Source organism: Paenibacillus sp. GbtcB18 (assembly GCF_019091125.1).
In the GTDB taxonomy this organism is placed as follows: Bacteria; Bacillota; Bacilli; order Paenibacillales; family NBRC-103111; genus Paenibacillus_F; species Paenibacillus_F chitinolyticus.
Window position 1 is genome coordinate 1 of record NZ_JAGXJX010000665.1, and the last position, 246, is coordinate 246.

The 246-nt window shown below is 54.1% G+C and carries 1 pseudogene; it reads left to right on the forward strand.

Annotated features, from left to right (window positions below):
* Window positions 1–246, forward strand: a pseudogene (locus tag KVT34_RS30770) (MFS transporter); the annotation flags it as partial.

Consider the following 246-nt stretch of genomic DNA (forward strand, 5'->3'; position numbering starts at 1 on the left):
TCTTCGGAACGGCCCTCGGCGCTTTGGCGTATCACTGGATCGGAGTGGAAGTCGCCGTCATAATCGACGGATTGGGGTTTATTCTCTCGGCTCTCCTTATCCGTTCCTGCAGCTTTGAAGTGAAGGTACAGCAGCCTAACGGACCCGGAAAATGGCGGGATATGAGCTTTAAAACCGTTTGGGGAGACTTTGCGGACGGCATGCGGTATATCTGGAGGAAGCCTCTCTTGCTGTCGGTCATTACCG